The 19,092-nt window shown below is 67.0% G+C and carries 16 protein-coding genes, 1 tRNA gene and 1 pseudogene; 4 read left to right on the top strand and 14 right to left on the bottom strand.

Features of this window, described 5'->3' with window-relative positions; translation table 11 throughout:
- Positions 1-2 precede the first annotated feature (2 nt).
- The 3 genes from Q8O26_RS00240 to Q8O26_RS00230 are packed head-to-tail and all read right to left on the bottom strand — an operon-like array spanning position 3 to position 2,609.
- The gene (locus Q8O26_RS00240) at positions 3-824 is read right to left on the bottom strand and encodes an ABC transporter permease (protein WP_305572314.1); all 822 of its coding nucleotides are present in this window, start codon (positions 822-824) and stop codon (positions 3-5) included.
- Positions 787-1,581 carry an ABC transporter ATP-binding protein gene (locus Q8O26_RS00235; protein WP_371134402.1) on the bottom strand — a complete coding sequence of 265 codons (795 nt, stop codon included), beginning with the start codon at positions 1,579-1,581 and terminating at the stop codon, positions 787-789. The genes Q8O26_RS00240 and Q8O26_RS00235 overlap by 38 nt, the downstream gene beginning before the upstream one ends.
- Positions 1,582-1,583: 2 nt before the next feature.
- A complete protein-coding gene (locus Q8O26_RS00230) occupies positions 1,584-2,609 on the bottom strand; it encodes an ABC transporter substrate-binding protein (RefSeq protein ID WP_305572310.1) in 1,026 nt (341 codons plus the stop codon).
- 49 nt (positions 2,610-2,658) lie between these two features.
- Between Q8O26_RS00230 and Q8O26_RS00225 the strand changes: the two genes are divergently transcribed.
- Positions 2,659-3,768, top strand: a complete 1,110-nt coding sequence (locus Q8O26_RS00225) for a LysR family transcriptional regulator (RefSeq protein WP_305572308.1) — start codon at positions 2,659-2,661, stop codon at positions 3,766-3,768.
- Positions 3,769-3,860: 92 nt separating this feature from the next.
- Here Q8O26_RS00225 and Q8O26_RS00220 read toward each other — a convergent pair whose 3' ends face one another.
- From Q8O26_RS00220 to lysM, 4 genes are all read right to left on the bottom strand, one after another.
- Positions 3,861-6,215 (bottom strand): methyl-accepting chemotaxis protein, encoded by a 2,355-nt coding sequence (locus Q8O26_RS00220; RefSeq protein ID WP_305572307.1) that lies wholly within the window; start codon positions 6,213-6,215, stop codon positions 3,861-3,863.
- 491 nt (positions 6,216-6,706) lie between these two features.
- Positions 6,707-6,782 (bottom strand) — tRNA-Glu (locus Q8O26_RS00215).
- Between the two features lie 68 nt (positions 6,783-6,850).
- A complete protein-coding gene (locus tag Q8O26_RS00210) occupies positions 6,851-7,828 on the bottom strand; it encodes a tripartite tricarboxylate transporter substrate binding protein (protein ID WP_305572305.1) in 978 nt (325 codons plus the stop codon).
- 70 nt (positions 7,829-7,898) lie between these two features.
- Positions 7,899-8,333, bottom strand: coding sequence for a peptidoglycan-binding protein LysM (gene lysM, locus Q8O26_RS00205; RefSeq protein WP_305572303.1), 435 nt, complete (start codon positions 8,331-8,333; stop codon positions 7,899-7,901).
- Positions 8,334-8,579: 246 nt separating this feature from the next.
- Here lysM and Q8O26_RS00200 point away from each other — a divergent pair, with 246 nt between their 5' ends.
- Positions 8,580-8,936 (top strand): hypothetical protein, encoded by a 357-nt coding sequence (locus tag Q8O26_RS00200; protein WP_305572301.1) that lies wholly within the window; start codon positions 8,580-8,582, stop codon positions 8,934-8,936.
- On the opposite strand, the gene recJ is transcribed toward Q8O26_RS00200, so the two are convergent.
- From recJ to Q8O26_RS00170, 6 genes are all read right to left on the bottom strand, one after another.
- A complete protein-coding gene (gene recJ / locus Q8O26_RS00195) occupies positions 8,937-10,736 on the bottom strand; it encodes a single-stranded-DNA-specific exonuclease RecJ (protein ID WP_305572299.1) in 1,800 nt (599 codons plus the stop codon). It lies immediately after the preceding gene.
- Positions 10,737-10,740: 4 nt separating this feature from the next.
- Positions 10,741-11,742: a class II fructose-bisphosphatase gene (gene glpX / locus Q8O26_RS00190; RefSeq protein WP_305572297.1), complete on the bottom strand. Its 1,002-nt coding sequence runs from the start codon at positions 11,740-11,742 to the stop codon at positions 10,741-10,743.
- Positions 11,743-11,774: 32 nt separating this feature from the next.
- A complete protein-coding gene (locus tag Q8O26_RS00185) occupies positions 11,775-13,094 on the bottom strand; it encodes a homoserine dehydrogenase (protein WP_305572295.1) in 1,320 nt (439 codons plus the stop codon).
- Between the two features lie 92 nt (positions 13,095-13,186).
- Positions 13,187-13,993 carry a 4-hydroxy-tetrahydrodipicolinate reductase gene (gene dapB / locus Q8O26_RS00180; protein WP_305572294.1) on the bottom strand — a complete coding sequence of 269 codons (807 nt, stop codon included), beginning with the start codon at positions 13,991-13,993 and terminating at the stop codon, positions 13,187-13,189.
- 31 nt (positions 13,994-14,024) lie between these two features.
- Positions 14,025-15,254: an LL-diaminopimelate aminotransferase gene (locus Q8O26_RS00175; RefSeq protein ID WP_305572292.1), complete on the bottom strand. Its 1,230-nt coding sequence runs from the start codon at positions 15,252-15,254 to the stop codon at positions 14,025-14,027.
- 109 nt (positions 15,255-15,363) lie between these two features.
- Complete coding sequence (locus Q8O26_RS00170) at positions 15,364-16,368, bottom strand: hypothetical protein (RefSeq protein WP_305572290.1); 1,005 nt, start codon at positions 16,366-16,368, stop codon at positions 15,364-15,366.
- A gap of 319 nt (positions 16,369-16,687) precedes the next feature.
- Between Q8O26_RS00170 and phaC the strand changes: the two genes are divergently transcribed.
- Positions 16,688-18,448, top strand: coding sequence for a class I poly(R)-hydroxyalkanoic acid synthase (gene phaC / locus Q8O26_RS00165; protein ID WP_305572330.1), 1,761 nt, complete (start codon positions 16,688-16,690; stop codon positions 18,446-18,448).
- Between the two features lie 2 nt (positions 18,449-18,450).
- Positions 18,451-18,885, top strand: a complete 435-nt coding sequence (locus Q8O26_RS00160; RefSeq protein WP_305572288.1) for a thioesterase family protein — start codon at positions 18,451-18,453, stop codon at positions 18,883-18,885.
- Between the two features lie 29 nt (positions 18,886-18,914).
- Here the strand turns inward: Q8O26_RS00160 and argC are convergent.
- Positions 18,915-19,092, bottom strand: a pseudogene (argC, locus tag Q8O26_RS00155) (N-acetyl-gamma-glutamyl-phosphate reductase); the annotation flags it as partial.

Genomic DNA, 19,092 nt, shown 5'->3' with positions numbered 1-19,092 from the left:
GTTCAATCGCGACGGATGCGGTCGTTCTCGACCGACCAGGGAAAGAAGACCCTCTCGGTCAGAACGACGAGACCGAACAGGACGACCCCGGTCGCGGACAACAGGACCACCGCGCCGAAAGCGAGCGGTACATTGAAGAAGGCCGTCGACTGGGTGATCAGATAGCCGAGGCCGGCATTGGCGGTGACGAATTCGGAGACGACGGCGCCAATGACGCTTAGCGATATGGCGACCTTGAGCCCGGCGAAGATGAAGGGAACCGCCCCGGGTAGCCGGATCATCCAGAGATCCTGGAAGAAACTGGTTCGCATCATCCGGGAGAGGTCGACGACCTCCCGCGGAGTTGCGAGGAGACCCGTCACCGTGGAAATCAGCAGCGGGAAGAAGGCGATCAGGAAGGCGACAGTCGTTCGCGAAAGCTGCCCGGTCCCCATGATTACCACCAGGATCGGCGCGATCGCGATCATCGGCGTCGACTGGGTGATCAGGAGCAGCGGGTAGACCGCACGCGCCACCACCGGTGACGAGGCAATGGCGACGGCCAGGGGAATCGCGATCAGGACGGAGGTACCGAACCCCAGGACGACGGTCAGCAAGGTAGCCGCGATATTGCCGGGCAGATGCGGGCCGGTCGCGACCAGTTCCTGCAGGATCCGGCTTGGCGCAGGAAGCAGGAACGGCCTGATGCCGAACAGATGCACCGCACCCTCCCAGAGAAGCAACAGGCTCCCCAGCGAGCAGACGGGAATGAGGATGCCCTGGGCAGTGCGCCAGAACCTCCCGAGGCTAGAGGGTTGGGCGATCAGCCGTTCCATCGTGTCCATAAATGCTCCGGCGGATGCGATCGGTTGCTGTCTGGAAGGCGCGGTCGTGCATGCTGGCCACCGAGCGCGGCCGCGGCAGGTCGATCGGCACGATGTCGGCGATGCGTCCGGGGCGCGGCGTCATCACCACCACCCGGTCGGACAGAAGGACGGCCTCGGGAATGGAATGGGTGACGAAGACGATGGTCTTGCGACGCGCCTCCCAGATCCGCAGCAACTCGAAACACATCTCCTCGCGAGTCATCGCGTCGAGAGCGCCGAAGGGCTCGTCCATCAGGAGAATGTCGGGATCCTGGATCAAGGCGCGGCAGATGGCGGCCCGTTGCTGCATGCCGCCGGAAAGCTCCTGCGGGTGTTTGCCGCCGAACTGGCCGAGCCCGACCATGTCCAGCAGCGCCTTGGCGGCGGCGACGTCCGCCGCCTCCGGTCGGCCCTTGCGCACCCTGACGGGCAACAGCACGTTCTTCTCAATGGTCAGCCAGTGCAGCAGGGTCGCCTTCTGGAAGACCATGCCGACGCGATCCCGGCCCTCGGCGCCAGGCCGGCCGGCGATGCGGATGGTACCGCGGGTGATGGGGTCGAGGCCGGCGATCAACCGCAGAGCCGTCGACTTGCCACAGCCCGAAGGCCCCACGACGGCGACGAATTCGCCGACGGAGACATCGAGGCTGACGGCGTCCAGCGCCCGCACCTCCGAGCCGTCGCGGGAGAGGTAGGCCTGACTGACGGCATCGAGCGCCAGGATCGGTGTTTTCACCATCAACCGCGCGGCAACAAGCCACGCACCACGAAGACTTCCGGGTCTGTCGCGGCGGTGGGCAGAGACTGGGCCTCCGCGAGAAGCTCCCACGTCCGCTTCACCTGCGCCGCATCGAGGCTCCCCGTCGGCAGGCGGCGGGCAACCTCGCTGTCGAACATCAGCTTCGTGGCGATCTCCATGGCCGCGAAATCACCCTCGGGATTAAGCCCGGGGACAGCCGCCTGGATGGCCGAGAAAGCGGTCCGGGCATTGTCGCGGGTGAATTCGAGCGAACGCACGAGGGCCCCGGCGAACCGGCGCACCAGATCGGCCTTGCCAGCAATCGTCGCCTCGGAGGCGAAGAGCACATTGCCGTAGATCTGCAGCGTATCGGCGAACTCGAGGGCATTGACGGCGCCGCCCTGCTGGCGCGCCATGCCATTGAAACGCGGCAGGTTGGGCAGGAAACCCATGACCGCATTCACCTGTCCGGAGACGAGCAGCGGCCCCATCGTCGCGGGTTCCGACTGGATCATCTCGATCTTGGCAATGTCCACATTGTTGCGGGCCAGAACCAGCGGCAGGAACACCCGGACCGAACTGCCCGGGGCGCCGGCGAGTTTCTTGCCCTCGAGGTCCTTGAAACTGCGAATGCCGGAGGCCGCCAGCACGAAGAGCGAGTGCGGTGGGCGGGTGTAGATGGAGGCGATGGCCTTCACCGGAACCTGCGTCCGCACGCGGCCGGCCATCAGGGACCCGATATCGGCGATGCCAAATTCGGCGACGCCGGTCGCGATCTTGGTGACCGTGTCGGCTCCGCCGAAGCCGCGCTCGATCGTCAGGTCGATGCCGGCCTCACGGAAGAAACCCTGGGCGATGCCGGCAAAATAGGCGGCGTAGTCGCCGGTCGGCAGCCAGTCTAGCAGCAGCTTGACGGCATCCCGGCCCTGCGCGCGCGCCGCCCTGCCCTGTCCGGTGACGAGCCCTGCCGCGCCGAGTCCCGCCGCCACGAAGGAGCGCCTGTTGATTCCTCTCGTCGTCGACATGTCGCCAAACCCCTCTGCCGTCGCCTGAGGCAACCGCGTTTTCCGTGCCATGCTGTGCAAGCAAAGCCTGGGCCAGGATGCCCTGTGGTCAACGGCCGATCGGCTATCACCTGATGCCGGGGGGCGGCCCGGACAATGGGCGGGCGATGCCGTGGCGCACCCCTATGGAGCCGCACCGGTTTCCCCGTCTGGCACGTCCCTTGCTGGTCAGGGGAGGGAGAAAAACGCCATGAACTTCCAGCGCTTGAACTACTTCCGGGCGGCCGCGGAGTTCGGCAGCCTGCGCAAGGCGGCGGAGGCCTTGAACATCTCTCAACCCTCGTTGTCCCGCCAGATCCAGATCCTCGAACACGAACTCCGCACGCCCCTGTTTCTGCGCCAGAGCAAGCGGCTGACGCTCACCCCGGCAGGCGTGCTGCTGGCCAGTCGGATCGGCGGCATGCTCGACGAGGTCGAAGCCATCCAGCGCGACATCGCCAAGCTGTCCGACGAGCGCCGGCTGCACATGCGGATCGGCGCGATCCAGTCGACCTGCGACTTCCTGATGCCGCGCGCCATCGGTGCGCTGCGCGCCAGATATCCGGACCTCCAGGTGGCCGTACATGGCGTCCGCTCGACCGAGATCATCGAGCAGGTCGGCCGCAGGAGCCTCGATCTCGGCATCGTTGCCGCGCCGGTCAGCGACCCGCGGGTGGTGCAGACAGCCCTGGCGACCGACCCCTTCCGGATGATCGCCTCGCGCCGCCACCGCCATGCGGCGATGCGGCGCCTGTCGCTGGACTCGCTCGATGCAGAGCCCTTCATCACCTTTCCGCGGGGCTTCGCCCTGCGCGATCAGGTCGAGGCTGTTTTCGATGCGAACAGATTGTCGATGAATGTGGTGGTGGAACTCGAGTCGATCGAGGCGATCAAGGAACTGGTCCGTGAAGGTGGCGGCGTCTCCCTGCTGCCGAGTTCGACGCTGATGGGCGACAAGAACGTCCGCGAACTCGCGATCATTGCGATCGACGATCAGGTCATTGCGCGCGAGATCGTCGCTGTCCGGCATGTCGGAGACAAGATTTCCCGTCCCGTCCTGTTTCTCCAGAACGCGATCCAGAACGCGTTGCACCTTTCCAGCGCCTCGCCCCGAGACGCCCAACTGGCGTCTTCGGGATAGGACACCGTTTGGGGTCGCAGGGAACCGGGCCCCATGCCCGTCATCGCGTCAGGCCAGCGCGCTCTCCTCGCCGAACCCTCGCGGATCAGCTCTCACGCGGCGATGCCAAAGGGGGCCAGTTCGATCGGTTGATCGAACGTGAGAGCGACATCGGTCTCACTGACCCGCACCACGGTGGCCGCGATCATGCGGCCCGCGGGCCATTCCAGCGTCACCTTCTGACGCGGCGTGGCGAAACCCGTGCCTTCAAGCCGGACGCCCGTTTCCGAAATGTCGACGATCATGGTCGGCGTACGGCGGCCACCGGCGCTGACCATGATCGCCTGGCGCAGCTTTTGGCGCATATGCTGGCGGCGCTCGCCGAGATCGGAAGCAACGGCACTCAGGAAACCGTCGACGGCTGTCGAGAGTTCCCTGGTCACATCGCCGAGTTCATCCGAGACGACCCGGACCTCACCGGCCTGACGGGTGGTCTCAGCGATGGAACTCGTGACAGTATCGGCATTGCCGGTGGCCTGGGTCGCACCGGCGGCGGCGGATTCGATGGCAGCGACGATGGAGCGGGTTGAGGCGTCCTGATCGGCCATCGCTGCGGAGACGAGGCCTGCCACGGTCTTGATCTCGCCGATACGGCTGGTGATCTCGCCGATGGCGCCTACGGCGGTGCGCGACGCCTGCTGGACATTGGCAATCTCACTGGCGATCTCCTCGGTCGCCTTGGCCGTCTGACTGGCGAGTTGCTTGACCTCACTCGCCACCACGGAAAAGCCCCGGCCGGCCTCGCCGGCACGGGCCGCCTCGATCGTCGCGTTCAAGGCGAGAAGATTGGTCTGTTCGGCGATCGCGCGGATGGTCGAGACCACGGCACCGATCCGGTCGGTCAGGTTGGCCAATTGCCCGACCTGGTCCTGGGTATGGGCGGCGACGGAATTGGTATCGTCGACGACCATGGTCGTCCGTTGCGTCTGCTGCGAGATGTCGCGGATCGAAGCGATGAGCGCCTCGGCGGTACGCGCGACCGTTTCCACATCCTGCGCGGTCGCGCTCGACGCCGTGCGCGCGGCCCCCGCCTCACGGGTCGCATGCCCCGCGACGTCGTTGAGCACGGATGCCGAGTTGCGCATGCTCATGGTCTTGGTGCCGAGGCTCTCCAGATAGGTCGAAATCCTGCCCTTGAACTCCGAGATGAGGGCATCGAGGCGCACCTGCCGGTGGCGCTCGCGCTCGGCTTCCGAGCGCGCCGACTGTTCGAGCCTCTGGCGTTCCAGCGCGTTGGCGCGGAAGACGCCGAGCGCCGCTTCGAGCCGGCCGATCTCGTCCTGGCCGGACAGGGTCTCCGCCGAGCTGGTGAGATCGCCGCTGGCGACGCGCTCCATCATGTCTGCCGTCTTTGCGACCCGGACTGAAACCCTCATGATGAAGAAGTAGATCATGAGGCCGACGCCCCCGAGAGCGAAGACCGTCATGGCGATGATCGTCGCCAAGGCCCGCCGCGAAGCGGCCGTCATCTCGGCGGCCAGGCCCAGATTAGTCGCGCTCGCCGCTTCGATCAGGGCGGTCGCATCATCCAGAGCCGCCGACGACGCGGCGAAGTAGGCGTTGAAGTCCTGGGGATAGGCTCCATCGGCACCGGCGGCATACATGGCCTGACGGATCCGTTCATAGGCGCCGAAATAGTTCGCACCGAGGCGCGCGGCGCTTTCCTTGACCTGCGCTGCTATGAGAGGACGCTGCAGGGCGAGCTGGGAGAGTTCCCAGCTCTGCAAGACACGGCCATGGGATGCGGCCATTTCGATGATCGCAGCCTGGCTGAGGGGCGCCCGTGTCAGGGCAGCGATGGCGAAGAAGGTTCGTTCCCGACCACCATACTCGCGCACGACCCAGGCGCGCTGCATCAGAAGATCGTGGGCGATGATCTCGGCGGTCAGATACCGGCTGTCGACACGGAGCCGGTCGGCATTGGCGAACATTTCGGAGATGGAGCGCTTGAGGCCATCGACCAATTGACCGGCATTGGCCGTTCGGCGGGACTTCGGCAGTACGAGGTCGCGGTCGGCCTGGACCCGGATCTCGGCGACCTGGCGGCGCAGCGCGTTCATGCGCTGATCGAACTCCTGCCTGTTGGTGACGAAATCATGGGCCGCCAGATGAGCGTCCAGCTGCCGGAACAACTCCTCGGCCTTGTCGCGCTGGGTGCGGCGCAGGTTTGCAAACTGCTCCGGAAAGGGATCGTCGAGGGCGAGCCCGACCTGGGTGAGAGACCGCTCGAACGACAGCTCGACAAGGCCTCGGGTCAACAGGGTCATGGCTTCGACGGAGCGGGCGGCCCGCTCGCTCGCGCGCAGCCGGTTGTATTCCTGCCAGACCCCGGCGGCCGCAAACGCCACGACCGTGACGCCCAGAACCGCGCAAAGGGCAAGGCTGATTTGCTTGATAGACCTGAACATCGACGTCCCCCTGACAACAGCATTACCCAACGGCATCCTGGTAAATGCAGGGTTACGTTCTCCACTCCGATAGGCAGTTCCGGCGCGGCTTTGTGTCGCTCCCGCCCCGGCACGAGCGGCTCTGGGCGCGCACCAGACGCCCGACGACGACGGGTGTCTTCGTATCGGCTGCCAAGGTCGGAGGCATCCGCGGCCCTGGACAATACGTGACCGAACGTCCGCTTGGCCGGGGGAGATCAATGGCAGGCCTGAAACGACAGTTCGCATCGGGGGAAGCTTCCGGCAGGAACGCTGCGGTTAACTCCGCCAATGGCCAGGGCGCCTCGCATGGTGTCGACATGTTGCAAGGCCAGCATCCCGGACAGGGCGTAGGTGCTGCGGTCAATCCACCACGCCACAAGGGAGCGTCCGGACGCCCCCGCCTGGAGCGCAAACTGCCCGCCGACCCTGTCAATCGATTCGTCGTTGATCGGCCCGACGCCGAGAAGGCTTGGCGCTCCCTACGGGATTCGAACCCGTGTACCCAACGTGAAAGGCTGGTGTCCTAGGCCTCTAGACGAAGGGAGCGAACCGCTTGGCGGCGGCGGGCGTTATAGGGGTGTTCCCGGTCGCCATCAAGCGCCCCCGGCGGAAAATCAGCTCGCCGTGATGGAATTCTCCCGCACCACATCGCCCCATATCTTCATCTGGCTGGCGAAGAATGTCCTCAGTTCGTCAGGCCCGCTGGCGAGGAGCTTGATCTGCTGCGTTTCCGTGAGCTGTCTGGCCGTCGCCGGCTCGCGGAAAGCGGCGGTGAGCGCCTGCTGGAAACGTGCGACGATCGGCCCCGGCGTGCCGGCCGGCGCGAAGACACCCCACCAGGCCTCCGCTTCGAAACCGGCGAATCCGCTCTCCGCCACGGTAGGCACCTGGGGCAGTGTGGCAGCCCGCTGCGCACCGGTCTGGGCGAGCGGTCGCAGGGTGCCGGCGGTCAGATGGGCGGCGAGGACGGCGACGGAGGCGATCGACAGCGGGACATGGCCGCCGAGCGCGTCGTTCACGAGCGGTCCGCCGCCGCGATAGGGGATATGGTTGAACGTGGTGGCGGCGCGGCGGGCGAGCTGCGTCATGGCGAGATGGCCGAGGCTTCCGTTGCCGATCGTCCCGTAGGGCACCCCGCCCGCCCTGTCCTTGCCGGCCTGGACCACCTCGGCGAGCGTGCGAAAGGGTTGCGAAGGATGGGTCACCAGCACCATCGGCGCCGTTCCGATCAGCATGACCGGATCGAGGTCCTTCACCGAATCGAAGGGCATGTTCGGCAACAGGGTCGGGTTGACCGCATGGGTGTCGAAGACGAACAGCCAGGTATTGCCGTCCGGCGCCGCCTTGGCGACGGCATTGGCACCGACACTGCCGCCGGCCCCGGCGCGGTTCTCGACGATCACCGCCGCACCGAGACTGCGCTCCAGCACGGGCTGCGCGAGACGCGCCAGCGCGTCGACGGATCCGCCCGGCGGAAAGGGCGCGACGATCCGGATGGTCCCGGAGGGCCAGGACTGCGCCTTCAGGACGGCAGGAGCGAGCGGCGCGATGAAGGCCGCGGCGGCAAGGCCGCGGCGCGTGATGGATGGCATTAGCGTTCTCCCGGTCGATGTGCCGGCGGAGGCGTCGAGGCCTCCGCCCGAACGGGAGTATAGGGCGCGCTCAGGGAATGCGAAGCACCCAGCCCGGCTGGATCAGATCCGGATTGACGATCGGCGGGTTGTTGGCCGCGACGATCTTCGGATAGTCCGCACCCTTGCCATAATGGGTCTCGGCGATCTTCCAGAGCGTGTCGCCCTTCTTGACCGTGTAGAACTTGGCCGCCGCCGTTTCGGCCGCCACGATGAGCTGGCTGGTATCGACCTGCGCCACGCCCACCGTGTTGCCGAGGGCGAGGATGATGCGCTCGGCCTCTTCCTGCGACTTGACCTGGCCGGACAGCTGCACATTGTTGCCCGACGTGCCGATCTGCAGCTTGCTGGTGTCGAAACCGTGGCTCGCCACCTCCTGTGTCAGGGCCGGAGCCGGCGCCGCTTGCGCCTCACTGGCGCCGATCAGCTTTTTGCCGACATTTTTGACGAAATCGAAGAAACCCATGCTCTGCTCCTCGCTGCCCCGCCGCTCCCTGGAGGCGACCGGACGCACATTAGCGCCAGCGCGGCGCGCTGACCAGCCGACATGACGCTAAGGCAATCGCCGATCTCGGCGCCCCGCAGCATCGCTGCTTGTGGATAAGGCCGGTCTGACGGTAGCTACCAGTTGCCGTTGCGGCAGTATGAGGTTGCAATCGTCTCGTCGGCTGTCCCGATTCCAAGTCGACAGTTGCGTATCAGGTGCGAATTCATGGGTTTTGCGTCAGCGGACAGCCCGGCATCCCGCCGTCAGAACGAGGACGACGGCCTCGTCGCACTTGTTCTGTGGCGGCTGCACGATCCCGCCTGGAACCCATCCTTTCGGGACCTTCTGGAAGACGCGCGCACCTGCGACGACCCGGCCACCGAGGCCACCACCGTCCTGTCGGTGCTGCGTGCGGTCGTGACGGCGGACCATGCCCTGGCACCGCGCGCCAGAACGCTGGCCGTGCAGGCCTTGGAGTTCATGGCGGCACGTGGCCCGGCAAAGGATGGTACGCCGACAACGCCGGCGCCATCGCCCCGCCGGCGCCTGGCGAATTTCCGCCCGGCCTTCTTAACGACCTGATCATCCCGACGGCGGCGGCGCGGCGTCGATCATCCGGAACTGCACCCGCTCCTGCCCCTGCCAGCGATTGATGGCGGCAGACCCGGCGACATGAAGAGCCCGGCCGCGTCTCGCCGCGAGCAACTGGCCCAGCGGCTGCCCGACCGCGCGGAACGCAATCGCTTCGACCGTCTTCCCGTCACCGCTGCGCAAGCGCGCCCGCACATGGGCGCCGGCCAATTCGTCGACATGGACGAGCGTGTGGGAGGGCAGGACCAGAACGGGTTCGGGATTGCCGGTGCCGAAGGGTCCGGCCCGGTCCAGCATCGCGATGAGGTCCGTCGAGAGTGCACCAGCAGTTGTCGCCGCATCGACGAGGAGGGAATCCTCGCGCCTCGCGCGCGTCACGGCATCGGCGAGGTGGCCTTCCAGAAAGGCGCGGAAAGCCGCCAGCCGGTCGCGTTGCACCGTTATGCCGGCCGCCATGGCATGGCCGCCGCCCTTGACGAGGATGCCCGCAGCGACAGCGCGGCGAACGGCGGCACCGAGATCGACGCCCGCCACGGATCGCCCCGATCCGGTGCCGACGTCGCCGGTGAAGGCGATCGCGAAGGCGGGCCTCTTGAAACGTTCCTTCAGCCGCGAGGCGACGAGGCCGACGACGCCGGGGTGCCAGCCGTTGCCGGCGGTCACCACCACCGCGGCCCCCTCCTCCAGCGGCCCGAGTGCTGCCAGTGCCTCTGCCTCCGCCTCGGCGACGGTTCCCATCTCGACCACCTGCCTTTCGCGGTTGAGACGGTCGAGATCGGCTGCTATGCGCCCGGCTTCCAGCGTGTCTTCCGTCATCAGGAGGCGCAGGCCGAGGGCCGCATCGCCGATTCGCCCGCCGGCATTGATGCGCGGTCCGAGCATGAAACCGAGATGGTAGGGCGTCGGTGGCCCGTCGAGCCGCGCCACGTCCATCAGGGCCCTGAGGCCGGCATTCTCGCGCCGCCGCATGACGACCAGGCCGCGCGTGACGAAGGCGCGGTTGAGGCCAGTCAGCGGCACCACGTCGGCAACGGTGCCGAGGGCGACGAGGTCGAGGAGGCCCATCAGGTCGGGTTCGGGACGCGCCGTCGTCCAGTGCCCCTTGCCGCGCAGATGCCGGTTGAGCGCCACCACCATCATGAAGGTGACGCCGGCGGCGCAAAGCTGCCCTAGTCCGGAGAGATCGTCCTGCCGGTTGGGATTGACGACGGCCTCCACCGCGGGAAGCGTCTCGTCGGCCTGATGATGGTCGCAGACGACCACGTCGAGGCCGATCGCCGCAGCCTCGCCCAGGACCTGATGGCTGGTCGTGCCGCAGTCGAGGGTGACGAGCAGGGTCGCACCCTTGCCGGCCAGCAGGCGCAGGGCTTCCGTATTGGGCCCGTAGCCCTCGAAGATGCGGTCGGGGATATGCAGCAGGGGGTCGAGCCCCGCGGCACGTAGGAACAGCGCCAGAACCGCCGAGGAAGAGGCGCCGTCGACGTCGTAATCGCCGAAGATCGCCACCTGCTCGCCCGTCAGCACCGCCTTAGCGAGGCGTTCGACCGCCCGGTCCATGTCGGTGAGGACGGAAGGGTCGGGCATCGCCTCGCGGATCGTCGGCTCGAGGAAGGCCTCCGCCGTGCCGGCGCCGACACCCCGGCCCGCGAGGACGCGGGCGAGGATGTCCGGCAGGGCGAGGGACTGGGCGATGGCCAACGCCTGGGCGCGTCCCGGTTCATCGAGCCGGTCGCGCCAGGTGCGCCCCAGGGCCGACCGTTCGATGCCGAGAAACAGCCGGCGGCGTTCCATCGGTTCAGTCGAGATGGAATTTCTCGAGCTGACGGTGCTCGCCGAAGATGCGGCGCACCGTGCCGGTGGTCGACCGGTACACGATGGTTTCGGTGGTGATCAGTTCGGGACCGAAGACGACGCCCTTCAGGAGCGCACCGTCGGTGACGCCGGTGGCCGAGACGATCACGTCGCCGGAGGCCATTTCCTCCATCTCGTATTTCTTGATCGGGTCCTTCACGCCCATCTTGCGGGCGCGCTCCACCTTGGCCTCGCTGTCGAGGATCAGGCGCGCCTGCATCTGGCCGCCGACGCAGCGCAGCGCCGCCGCAGCCAGCACGCCCTCGGGCGCGCCACCGATGCCCAGATAGATGTCGATGCCGGTCTCCCGCGCATTGGCGGTATGGATGACGCCGGCGACGTCGCCATCGGTGATGAGGCGGATGGCGGCACCGGTGCTGCGCACCGCCTCGATCAGCTTGGCATGGCGGGGCCGGTCCATGATCAGCGCGGTGATCTCGCTCGGCTTCACGCCCTTGGCCCTGGCGAGGGCGTGGATGTTGTCCACCGGCGACGCGTCGAGATCGACCACGCCCTTCGGATAACCCGGGCCGATGGCGATCTTGTCCATGTAGACGTCCGGAGCGTAGAGCAGCGAACCGTGCTCGGCCATGGCGATCACGGCGATCGAGCCCGGCATGTCCTTGGCGCAGAGCGTGGTGCCCTCGAGTGGATCAAGCGCGATGTCGACCTTCGGCCCCTTCTTGGTGCCGACCTCTTCGCCGATATAAAGCATCGGCGCCTCGTCGCGCTCGCCCTCACCGATGACCACCGTGCCGTCGATCGGCAGCTTGTTGAGCTCGCGGCGCATGGCATCGACTGCCGCCTGGTCCGCGGCCTTCTCGTTGCCGCGGCCGCGCAGGCGCGCAGAGGCCACTGCTGCCCGCTCGGTCACGCGGACGAGCTCCATCGAGAGCACGCGCTCGATGATGAGGTTTTTCGGGATGGAAAGCCCCTGCTCGGCCATGGTGACGTCCTTTTCGCGCTTTTGTCTTGCGTTCAGTTGCGTTCGATGCGGATGACCTGCGGTGCTCCCAGAAGGATGCCGTCCGCGTCCATCGACTTGAGGGCACGTCGGACGGCCGCCTCCGTCGTAGCATAGGTGATGAGCACGACGGGCGCCGGAGCGGCCGCGGCAGCCGGATCGGTGCCGCCGCGCACGGGGCCGGCCCGGCGCTGCACGATCGACTCCAGCGAAATGTTGTTCTGCGCCATGCGCGAGGCGATGCGCGCCGCGGTTCCAGGCTTGTCGACGACTTCGAGGCGGATGTAGTAGCCGCCCTCGTGGCGCGTCATCGGCGCACGGCTCGGCTTGGTCAGGGCCGAGACCGGCCGGATGAACGGTGCCGTGCGGTGCCCGCGCGCGATGTCGACGATGTCGGCAATGACGGCCGAGGCCGTCGCGTCACCGCCGGCCCCGGGACCGACGAGGGTGAGGTCCACCGCATCGGCGTCGATGGCCACGGCGTTCAGCACCCCGTTGACCTGGGCGATGGCCTCGTCCTTCGGAATGAAGGTCGGATGGACGCGCTGCTCGACCCCGTCGGCGGTGCGCTGGGCGACGCCGAGCAGCTTGACGCGGTAGCCGAGTTCCTCGGCCATCCTCAGGTCGACCGGCTTGATCGACCGGATGCCCTCGATCGAGATACCCTTGGTGTCGACCAGCGTGCCGAAGGCGAGGCTGGTGAGGAGCGAGAGCTTGTGGGCGGTGTCAAAACCGTCGACGTCAAACGTCGGATCGGCTTCAGCATAGCCGAGGCGCTGGGCGTCCTGAAGGCACTCCTCGAAGCTAATCCCCTCCTCCGCCATGCGGGTGAGGATATAGTTGCAGGTGCCGTTGAGAATGCCGTAGACGCGCTCGATCGTGTTGCCGAGCAGGCTCTCGCGCAGCGTCTTGATGACGGGGATGCCGCCGGCGACGGCCGCTTCGAAATTGAGCGCGACGCCCTTGGCCTCTGCCTTCCGCGCCAGTGCCGTCCCGTGAGCGGCCAGAAGCGCCTTGTTGGCAGTGACTACGGCCTTGCCGCTCTGAAGCGCGGTCTCGACCGCCGCCTTGGCAGGATCTCCGGCGCCGCCCATCAGTTCGACGAAGACGTCGATGTCGGGATCGGCGGCGAGGCTGACGGCATCGTCGAACCAGCGGGCTCCGGCGAGATCGATGCCGCGGTCCTTGCCGCGCGATCGGGCGGTGACGGCGGTGACGCGAATGGGACGCCCGGCGGCCTCGGCCAGGCGGTTGTCGCGCTTGGCGATGAGCCGGACGACCGAAGCCCCGACCGTGCCGAGGCCGGCGATACCGACTTTCAAGACGTCCTGCATGGGTAATCGATCCGCACTGCCGCGACCATCGCGTCGCGCCGGGCTTGTGCCCGATTTGGCCGGCCAAGGCAAGGAATGCCGGCCCTCGGGGCTCAATCCAGAAGGTGATCGATGCCGCGGATCAACCCGGCAGAACCACTCACTTTGCGCGCCGCGAGCAGCGTTCCGCCGACATAGGGCGCAGCCGACGCGCCGGCATCGTGACGGATGGTCAGCCGCTCGTCCGGCAGCCCGAAAATCGCCTCTGCGGACAGGACGAAGGACGGCATGCGCACCGAATGGACCTGTACCGCGATGCCGCCGGCATTGATTGCCCCGCCCCGCGTCTCGCGGATTCCGCCGAGTTCGTCCACCGGCTTGGAGGTCGGCGCGCTACGAATCGCCGAGAGGATCTCGCCGAGCTCGCGGCCCGTGCCGGACGGCGTGTCGGGCTTCTTGGCCGAGGCATAGTCGATGATCTCGACATCGGGCACATGTTGCGCCGCCATGGTGGCGAACCGCTTCAAGAGGGACGCGGTGATGGAGAAATTGCCGGCGGCGATCACGCCGCGACCTGCGGAACGGGCCGCCCGATCGATCTCTGCATAGTCCTCCGCCGACAGGCCCGAGGTGCCGATGACCACATGGCGGCCGGCAGCGAGCGCCTCCAGCGCATGACCCTTCACGACATGCGGCTTGGTGTAGTCGATGACGACGTCGCTCGGGACGGCGAGCGCCTCGGCCAGGCTCGCCACGACCGTCACGCCGGTCGGGGCCATGCTCGCGACATCGCCGGCATCCCGTCCTGCGGACGAGCGCGCCACGGCGGCGGCGAGCGTCAGGTCCGGAGCGGCGGTGACGGCCTTGACCAGTTCGCGGCCGACCCAACCGGACGTTCCGGCGACGACGATGCGTATCATGGCGGCTCCTGCCGAGCTTCCCGCGTCCGGCTCAGCGGCCGGCGGCGGTGATGGGGATGACGTTGTGGAGGGTGGTCGCGGCGCCGTCGAAGAAGCGCTTCACGTTGCGCGCCGCCTGACGGATTCGCTGCTCGTTCTCGACCACGGCGATGCGGACATAGTCGTCGCCGTGCTCACCGAAGCCGATGCCCGGAGCGACGGCGACTTCCGCCTTCTCGACCAGCAGCTTGGCGAATTCCAGCGATCCCAGCGGCTTGAACTGATCCGGGATCGGCACCCAGGCGAACATAGAGGCCTGCGGCGCGGGAATGTCCCAGCCGGCCTTGCCGAAGCTCTCGATCAGCGCGTCGCGGCGCTTGCGATAGGTGCCCCGCATCTCATGGATGCAAACCTCCGGCCCGTTCAGGGCGGCGGTCGCCGCCACCTGCACCGGCGTGTAGGCGCCATAATCGAGATAGCTCTTCACGCGCGCCAGCGCGGCGCAGAGCCGCTCGTTACCCACCGCGAAGCCGATGCGCCATCCGGCCATCGAGAAGGTCTTCGACATCGAGGTGAACTCGACCGCCACGTCGAAGGCGCCAGGCACCTGCAGGATGGACGGCGGCGGATTGTCATCGTCGAAATAGACCTCGGCATAGGCGAGGTCGGAGAGGACGATGAGGTCGTGCTTCTTTGCGAACCGGACGAGCTCGGCGTAGAAGTCGAGATCGGCGACCTGCGCGGTCGGGTTCGAGGGATAACAGGTCACCACCGCGATCGGCTTGGGGATGGAGTGCTGCATGGCACGCTCCATGGCCCGGAAATACTCCTCGTCGGCTGTCGCCGGGACCGATCGGATGACGCCGCCCGCCATGAGGAAGCCGAAGGCATGGATCGGGTAGCTCGGATTGGGGCAGAGCACGACGTCGCCGGGCGCGGTGATGGCCTGCGCCATGTTGGCGAAGCCCTCCTTCGAGCCGAGCGTGGCGATGACCTGTGTGTCGGGATCGAGCTTCACGCCGAAACGGCGCTCATAATAGGCCGCCTGGGCCCGCCGGAGGCCAGGAATGCCCTTCGATGCCGAATAGCGGTCGGTGCGCGGCTTGCCGATCGTCTCCTTCAGCTTCTCGATGACATGGTCGGGAGCCGGCAGATCGGGATTGCCCATGCCGAGGTCGATGATATCGACGCCCTTGGCCCGGGCGGCGGCCTTCACCTTGTTCACCTGCTCGAACACGTAGGGCGGCAGCCGGCGGATGCGGTGGAACTGGGAGTGGGTCATCGGTGACAGGTCGCTCGGGCGGCAGGCCTTGCCGCAAGGGGCTCGCCTCGTATCACATTGCAATACGGCTTGAAACGGGACGACCTCACGATCGCTGCCGTCTTTCGTCCTAGTCGCTGCCACGCTCCGACGGATCGATGGCCGGGCGGGCGCCCGCGCCGGCCCCGCGAACCCGGCCTTCCCGTTCGATCCGTTGCGCCATGGCAGGCGAGGTACCGGCACGGGCCGCCTCGAGTTCCTGACGGCGCGCGGCCTGTTGGGCGGGGTCGAGCAGTTCCGGCGTCTCGGACGAGCGCAATGGCGGCGCGACGCGGTCGGGAGGCGGCAGGCGCGCGATCAGAAGCGCCGCGCCGTAACCCGTCGCCCGGATGGGAGCAGGATACCAGAGGCCGCCGCCGGCCACGGGCGGGAGGGGCGTGGGCTGCGAAGGACCGTAGGGCGAGGGATAGCCGTCATTGGCGTGCTGGCAGCCGGCGAACGCCAGCGCGGCGAGCGTCACCGCGACAATGCGTGGCGCGGCACGTTCGATCAACCGGCGGGATGAAACTGCCATATCGCTCTCCGAGGGAAGCCGCACATCTTTTGCTTGGCGGCCACCGCATCGCCTTCCTAATATGCTCAGATCAAAAAGTGGACCGATTTCGTAATGGACGAAAGCGGCGATTTTCGGAGGGACGCTCATGGCGAAACGCGATTCGGGCAAGCCGAAGTCGCCGAAGGCCTCGCGGAAAGCACCCTCGCCGCAAGATGAGGTCAAATCGGCACCCCCGACGGTGAAGAAATCGTCCGGCAAGGCCTCGAAAAAACAGGACAAGGCGGCGGCATCCGAGCGCCTGCGGGCGCCCGAAGCGCCCAAGGCCAAAGTGGCCAAGGGCAAAGCACCCAAGGTCAAAGCGTCAAAGGCCAAAGCGTCCAAGGGCAAAGCGTCCGAGGGCAAAGTGGCCAGGGCCGAGCTGCCGACGTCGGCACCGGCGAAATCCGCAGCCACCAGGCCTGCGGCGTCGAAAATGACGGCATCCGTGTCGAAAGCCTCCAAGGCCGCCACCTCCAAGGTCGCCACCTCGAAGGTCGGGGCCTCCAGTCTCGCGCCGGCCAGCGTGAGGAAGCCCGCCATCACCGCATCCAAGAGCCGCACAGCCAGGAACGTGGGGCCCGCGGTGCAGCCGGCCGCAACGCCGCCGCCTCCGGCCACCGCGACGAAAACGCCCGTGGCCGCGATGCCGGCGAAGCCTGTGGCGTCGACGCCGTCACCGGCGGAGCGAAAGCCTGCGCCGGCGGCGCGCGTGCCTCTCTCGGCCCTGCTGGGCGAGAAGCGCCCCGAGAAGAGCCCTGCCCCTGCCCCGCTGCCGGAACCCGCACCCGTCGTCGTCGCGCCGAAAGCCGCGGTGTCCGCACCGGAACCGGCTGGCGACGACCCGTTCCGCTTCCAGGCCATGGATGTGGAGCGCCTGTCCTCCAACATCGCCCGGATGGTCGAACTCGGCGGCAAGGCGATGGCCGCCTATCTCAAGCCGCGCGAGGCCGGCACCCACCCTTCTGACGGCTCCGACGGTGTCGCCGATATCGCCAAGACGCTCGGCCACGTCGCGGAATTCTGGTTGAAGGACCCTCAGCGGGCCATCGCGGCGCAGTCCGAGGTCGCCACGCGCTACATGGACCTGTGGGCCCAGTCGTTGAAGACCATGGCCGGCGAGCCGGTCGAACCGGTCGCGCGCCCCGATCCGCGCGACGCACGGTTCAAGGACCCGCAGTGGGAGACGAACCCCTTCTTCGACTTCCTGAAGCAGTTCTATCTCGTCACCACCAACCTCGCGGAGAAGTTCGTCTCCGAGGCGGAGGTCGACGAGCACCTCAAGCACAAGGCCTCCTTCTACGCCAAGCAGATCGCCAACGCGCTCTCGCCGTCGAACTTCGTCGTCACCAATCCCGAACTGCTGCGTGAGACGATCTCCTCCAATGCCGAGAACCTCGTGCGCGGCATGAAGATGTTCGCCGAGGACGTCGAGCGCGGCGGCGGCGACCTGCGCATCCGTCAGTCCGACGACAGCCAGTTCGCGCTCGGCCGCAACCTCGCGATGACGCCGGGCAAGGTGGTCTATGAGAACGAACTCATCCAGCTCATCCAGTACGAGCCGACGACCAAGGCCGTGGGCAAGGTGCCGCTGGTGATCGTGCCGCCCTGGATCAACAAGTTCTACATCCTCGATCTCACCCAGGAGAAGAGCTTCATCAAATGGGCGGTCGACCAGGGCCTGACGGTCTTCGTCGTGTCCTGGGTCAATCCGGACCAGCGCCATGCCAACAAGAGCTTCGACGACTACATGCTGGAGGGCCCGCTGTCGGCCTTCCGCGTCGCGGGCGAGATCACCGGCGAGGACAAGGTTCATGCCATCGGCTACTGCGTCGGCGGCACGCTGCTGGCGGTGAGCCTCGCCTACATGGCGGCCAGGGGCATCGGCAACGTCCAGACGGCGACCTTCTTCACCACCCAGGTGGACTTCACCTATGCCGGCGACCTCAAGGTCTTCGTCGACGAGCAGCAGATCCAGAGCCTTGAGAAGCGCATGGCCCAGACCGGCTATCTTGAGGGCAAGGAGATGGCCAACGCCTTCAACATGCTGCGCTCCAACGACCTGATCTGGAGCTATTTCGTCAACAACTACATGAAGGGCAAGCAGCCGATGCCCTTCGACCTGCTGTACTGGAACGGCGATTCGCCGCGCATGCCGGCGGCGAACCATTCGTTCTATCTGCGTCACTGCTACATGCAGAACGACCTGTCCCAGGGCCGCATGGTGGTGGCCGGCGAGACGCTGGACCTCAAGAAGGTGACGCTGCCGATCTACAACCTCGCCGCCCGCGAGGACCACATCGCCCCGGCACGCTCGGTCTTCGTCGGGTCCCAGTGCTTCGGCGGGCCGGTCGACTATGTCGTCGCCGGATCGGGCCATATCGCCGGGGTCGTCAACCCGCCGGCCAAGAACAAGTACCAGCATTGGACAGGCGGCAAGCCGGAAGGCTCCTTCGAGGACTGGATCGCCGGCGCCGAGGAGCATCCGGGCTCCTGGTGGCCGCACTGGCGCGAATGGATCCGCAGCCACGACGGCGAAGAGGTCGAGCCGCGGCGTCTGGGCTCCAACGCCCATCCTCCGATCGAGGATGCCCCGGGCAGCTATGTGAAAGTGAAGGACTGAAAGTGCGTCAACCGTTGAGCGAGCGCCCGGCGCTCGAAGACTACCCGTTCCTGACCGTGCATCCCGTCCGCTACGGCGATCTCGACCCGAACAACCACGTCAACAACGCCGTCATCGGCACCTATCTGGAGATCGGCCGCACCGAATTCTTCGACCGCGAGGGCATCCGCCTGACAGCCGAAGGACGTGGCATTTCCCTCGTTCACATGGAGATCGAGTTTCACCGGGAGATCCTCTATCCCGGCGCCGTCCAGATCGTCTCAGGCATCCGCCGGGTGGGGTCGTCCTCGCTCACCTTCGACCAGGCGGTCTTCGTCGACGGCGAGCGTTATGTCTCCGGCTCGACCACCACGGCGCAGGTCGACAAGGCGACGAAGCGGTCGACGCCTTGGAACGAGGTCCAGCGCGGCAAGTTCGCGCGCCTGATGATGAAGTAGGGACGGCCCGGGCTGGCGGACCGCCGCTCTCAGGGGAACAGCGCGATCTGCTCCAGGCCCGTCGTCTCCGGGAAACCGAGCACGAGGTTCATGTTCTGGATCGCCTGTCCGGCCGACCCCTTGACCAGATTGTCGAGGGTCGAGATGACGATGGCGCGGCCGGGGATGCGGTCCTCGAAGACGCCGATCTGCACATAGTTGGAGCCG

Origin of the sequence: Phreatobacter sp. (assembly GCF_030691135.1) — a bacterium.
Taxonomy (GTDB): Bacteria; Pseudomonadota; Alphaproteobacteria; order Rhizobiales; family Phreatobacteraceae; genus Phreatobacter.
This window is presented reverse-complemented; position numbering and strand designations above follow the sequence as displayed.